The sequence below is a fragment of the Oleiphilus sp. HI0117 genome (genome assembly GCF_001635235.1).
Genome location: NZ_LWGA01001072.1, coordinates 1 through 3,411, shown reverse-complemented (window position 1 = coordinate 3,411; position 3,411 = coordinate 1). Strand labels below are relative to the sequence as shown.

The 3,411-nt window shown below is 44.1% G+C and carries 3 protein-coding genes; all 3 read right to left on the bottom strand.

Annotated features, from left to right (window positions below; genetic code table 11):
• Positions 1 to 863: 863 nt before the first annotated feature.
• A complete protein-coding gene (locus tag A3757_RS19160) occupies positions 864 to 1,025 on the bottom strand; it encodes a rubredoxin (protein WP_068509148.1) in 162 nt (53 codons plus the stop codon).
• Between the two features lie 22 nt (positions 1,026 to 1,047).
• Complete coding sequence (locus tag A3757_RS19155; RefSeq protein ID WP_068514162.1) at positions 1,048 to 2,253, bottom strand: alkane 1-monooxygenase; 1,206 nt, start codon at positions 2,251 to 2,253, stop codon at positions 1,048 to 1,050.
• Between the two features lie 148 nt (positions 2,254 to 2,401).
• The coding region (locus A3757_RS19150) for an AraC family transcriptional regulator (RefSeq protein WP_068740114.1) at positions 2,402 to 3,411 on the bottom strand (1,010 nt) is incomplete at its 5' end.

Genomic DNA, 3,411 nt, shown 5'->3' with positions numbered 1-3,411 from the left:
CTAGTTTTAGAGTAAAGTTGAAGTGCATATTTTGAGAAGTCTCTGACCATAAAATCAAATATTTGATCANTTAGGTCATCGTCAATTTCATTCAGATCCCAGCTTTCTAAAATCAACTGGCCGTAAGCGACCAAGGTAAATAACTCACCGACAATGAGTAAAAAGTCGATGTCCTTAATTTGCATCTTATTTGGGCGGGCCAGCATGAGCATTTTTTTGAAGATGGCTATCTGCTTTTTGAAAATATTGACGTTGGGCAAGTCGCATTTATCATACGCCAAGTGATAGTCGTGGAAGCGAGTTTTTCCGAGCCCTTTTGGGGTGAGTAGTTTGGCAAAAATCTGTTCCTTCTTGTTGAATTCAAGAAACTCAGTGTACCAGCGTCGACTCTCATAATTGGCTTTGGTTTTCGCGAGCCCTAGCCCTTCAAAGAAGTCGATAGTCTTTAGCATGATGTCGCGCGTTTCTTTGTCAGGTTATTCTTGAGCAAACTTCTTTGGGTTGAGTAGGTGCATAGTGAATTGTCCTTTGCGATTGCTGTGCGAAATATTTGCAAGCCTAGATTAGAGCGCATTGAAAGCGAAATAAAGGTAAGGAAAAGGGCCTAAACAAATTCTAGTTCACGGATCGTCAAAACCAGTAAACAGTTGTGTGGTGGTGCTGCAGTCGTTTGCTTAGTGTATGTGCCAGCTTGATAAACGTGATAGTTGTTCTGGGCATCGCGTGGGTGAATTAATGGGAACGAGTGTGAGCTCCGGGTTCGCTCTAAAATAAAATTATTTATGCTGCCAAGCTGATATAGATCAAGCTTGGCCTTTTGTAGAAATACCCGGGCATTGCTCTGTCCGGGTAAGTTGATTGCTTTATAGGGCGATGAAGTCTGGTTTTTCTCTGACAAAGCACTCAGGGCAGGGAAAGTCTTCAGGAACCTCTTCCCACTTAGTGCCAGCGGGGTAGCCTTCGTGCTCGGCACCTTTAGCTTCATCATATATATAGCCGCAGTCAGGGCATTGAAATTGACTCATGGTCTAAACCTCCTTATGTCTCTTAAGCTGCTTCGGCTGTTTCGCTGACTTTATCACTCACAGGTGGCTGGTGATATTTGTTGTAGACCAGTTCTTTGGAGTCTGGGTCTATATTGACTTTGTCCATATCATTACCAGCCCAATCTATGACTTTTTTGTCCATGATTGAAAACCAGAGTGGTGGGATCATGGCAACCAAAAACATAAGCGGGTAGCCAGAAGGTAGAGAGGGGACGTCGTCGTAATCACGAAGAACTTGATATGGGCGTGTAGGGTGCGCATGATGGTCTGAATGTCGCTGAAGGTGTAATAAAACCAGGTTGGATGCTTTGTGATTACTATTCCAGGAGTGATGAGGTTGGCAGCGCTCATAGCGGCCGTTTTCTTTTTTCAAACGAAGTAATCCATAGTGTTCTACATAATTGGCGCATGTCAGCTGCCACCAACCATAAGCGGCCGAGATTAATAGGAAGGGGATCATAACCGGGCCAAAAAAGGCAAGCATCAGGGTATAGGCTGAAATGGTGAGCGCTGCTGGTTGCAGAATCTCGTTATCCCAAGACCATTCTGATTTTCCTAAACGGTGCAAGCGGTTTGCTTCGAGCCCCCAGGCTCGTCGAAACGCACCAGGAATCTCTCTTTTTACAAACTTGTAAATATTCTCTCCAAAGCGTGAAGATGCTGGATCTTCTGGTGTTGCAACATCCTTGTGGTGTCCTTTATTGTGTTCGATAAAAAAGTGGCCGTAACCACTGGTAGCCAGCATGACTTTCGCAGCGGCAACTTGCTTTCTATCTTTCACTTTATGCCCCATTTCATGACCTGCAACCAAACCTAAGCCGTTGAGAATACCCGCACTGAGTGCAGCGCCGAGTATATTGATCCAGGACCAGTTATATTGAGATACAACAAAGGCGATACCAACGAGAGAAACCCAGTGCAAGGCGGTCGCAATATACATAATATTGACATAATAGCTTTGGTCTTTGAGCTGTGAAACGAGTTCGTCGTCTGGATTAGCGCGGTCTTCACCAAATACGTGATCAGCTAGAGGTAGCATGCCGTAAAGAAAAACCACAGTAAACCAAAGCCAAAGGCCATAACCGGTTTCAACGGCAGCATAAGCGGAGGCTAAAGGAATCATTGGCGTAAGGATAGAGAGTAAGTACCAGTAGCGTTTGCTACGGATCCATGCGCCAGTTTGCTGAGGGTAAACGGTAGTGTTCATAATACGCTCTCTTGTTTTTCTTATAGGGTTTAATCTAGGTGCGTGGGCACTTTTGATGAAAACCATTCTACGAGAGCGTGACTAGCGCAAACAGGTTATTTGGGCTCAACTAGTAGTCATTTTGATTCAATAAAGACTAGATCTTGGCTTATAAGGACTGTTTGTGAGCTTGTCTGAATTGCGATGGTGAGCTATCGAACCAGCGCTTAAATGAACGGTTAAAGTTGGAAGCATCATCATAGCCTAGAGTCAGTGCAATGGCTTCAATGCTTGATTGGGTATTCAGTAGTAAGTTTTTTGCCTGAGCTTTTCGTAAGTTAGCCATGACCTTACTAAAAGAAGTATTTTCTGTTTTTAGCTTTCTCGCGAGTGTGCTTTTGGACATATTCAGGTTTCTCGCGATTTCTTCTATCGATAAAGAGTAATCGTGAGCCTGTTCAACAAGCGAGACAACTTTTTGTTCAAGGCTATCAAATTGGTTCAGACGAGAAAGCTCTTCGTCGCATTGTGCGCGCGCCAGTTCAACAGAGCGAGGGTTTGCCGTAACGCTGGTGATCTTAAGTAAAGACTTTGGGATAGTGACTCCGGCAGTCTTAGCGTCAAAGTGAACAGAGCAAGGCAGTAGCTCTACGTACTTGTCTTGCCATGCGGGTGCCTTATAGGGGAAGCAAACGGTGCACTGTTCGACGCCCTTGCCAATTACAAACTCTATAACGTTGAGTAAAGACGCGAGTAAAACTTCGTAGAGTAATTCTCGTATGGGCTCCCATGTACAAGTTTCTTTAATTTCTAAAAGGCAATCTTCGCCATTAACTTGAATGTTAATTCCGATGGCTTGCAAGCGGGTTTGATAATAGCGGCTAATCAGCTCAAGGCATTCGCCTAAGTCAATACCGTGAGAAACGGCAAAACCTAAGCTGCCATGGCTGGAAAGCTGAATTTTTTGGGCAAAGTGAAGGCCTAGCCATGGACAACTGGACTTACTATAAATGTCATGAACAAAGTCCTTGAAATCGTTAAAGGGGATAAAGTCCTGCCCCTTATGCTTTTCTAGTGTGTTAGTAATGTGTGAGTAATTGAGTTCCAGGTTTTGCTCTTCGCTATACCGAATAAACTGATGCAAGTAAGAGATAGAAGAGAGTACGTTATCGCTCAAGA